The sequence below is a fragment of the Mesorhizobium sp. M2A.F.Ca.ET.039.01.1.1 genome (genome assembly GCF_003998035.1).
In the GTDB taxonomy this organism is placed as follows: domain Bacteria; phylum Pseudomonadota; class Alphaproteobacteria; order Rhizobiales; family Rhizobiaceae; genus Mesorhizobium.
In genome coordinates, this window is sequence record NZ_RZRY01001174.1 from 1 (window position 1) to 1286 (window position 1286).

Genomic DNA, 1286 nt, shown 5'->3' on the forward strand with positions numbered 1-1286 from the left:
GTCCGGCAGCGATTGGGTGGTGCGGCACGGCCCGCAGCACGATTTCTTCGTCAATCTCGGCAGCCGCGTGAAGGAGCGGCATGTGCTGCCGGGCTTCTTCCACGATACGCTCGGCGAGCGCGACCGCGCCAAGGCGCTCGACCTGATCCGGCCGTTCATCGAAGGGCAATTTGCTTCGCCGGCCGAAGCCATCGACCTGAAGCAGGCGGACATCGCCGGCTACACGCGCGACGAGGCCGACAGGCTCGCCTCGCCGCTGGATCTTCTGTCGCCCAGGGGCCTCTATTGGGCCATGAGCCGCGCCTTCATCCGCATCGGCAGCTGGTTCTCGCGCGGCATGAAGATCGGCGTCGGCACCGGTTTCGATTCCGGCTCGACGCTGGACCATGTCTACGAGAACGAGGCGCGTGGCCTCGGGCCAATCGGCCGCATGGTCGACAGGACTTTTCTCGACGCCATCGGCTGGCGCGGCATCCGCCAGCGCAAGCTCAACCTCGAGGAGCTGATCGGTTCGGCGCTGGCAACGCTGAAGGCGGCCGGACGTCCAGGCCACATAATCGACATAGCCGCCGGGCACGGCCGCTACGTGCTCGACGCCGTCGGCAAGAGCGCCGAGCAGCCGGCCAGCGTGCGGCTGCAGGACTATTCCGACATCAATGTCGAACTCGGCCGCAAGCTGATCGCCGATCGGCAATTGCCGGCCGGCGTCTCGTTCCGGCGCGCCGACGCCTTTGACGACGCCGGGTTGGCCGCGCTGAACCCGGCGCCGGATCTTGCCATCGTCTCCGGCCTTTACGAGCTCTTCTCGGATAATGCGTTGATCGCCCGCTCGCTCGGCGGCTTAGCCCAGGCGATGCAGCCGGGCAGCTTGCTGATCTACACCAACCAGCCCTGGCACCCGCAGCTCGAGATGATCGCCCGCAGCCTGACTTCGCATCGCGGCGGCCAGGCCTGGGTCATGCGGCGGCGCACGCAAGCCGAGATGGACCAGCTGGTCGAAGCCGCCGGCTTCGAGAAGCTCGACCAGCGCATCGACCAATGGGGTATCTTCACCGTCTCGCTGGCAAGGCGGGTTTAGGACCGTCCACGCATGCCCGCCAGCGCCGAGCCCCCGCCACTTTCAGCCAGCGCAGCCGCCGAACCCTACGGACGTGTCGTCCTTCGGGCGGCGCTGTGGCTCGCCTTCCTCGCGCCGTTCTTCTATTCGACCTATGGCTTCGCCAACTGGCTGGCCTCGAAACGCAATCAAGTCGGCAGCATCGTGTTCTCGTGGGAACATCACGTTC

The 1286-nt window shown here is 66.6% G+C and carries 1 protein-coding gene and 1 pseudogene; both read left to right on the forward strand.

Features of this window, described 5'->3' with window-relative positions; translation table 11 throughout:
* The coding region (locus EOA24_RS38325) for a class I SAM-dependent methyltransferase family protein (RefSeq protein ID WP_189354611.1) at positions 1-1078 on the forward strand (1078 nt) is incomplete at its 5' end.
* A gap of 12 nt (positions 1079-1090) precedes the next feature.
* A pseudogene (locus EOA24_RS38330) lies at positions 1091-1286 on the forward strand (serine/threonine protein phosphatase); the annotation flags it as partial.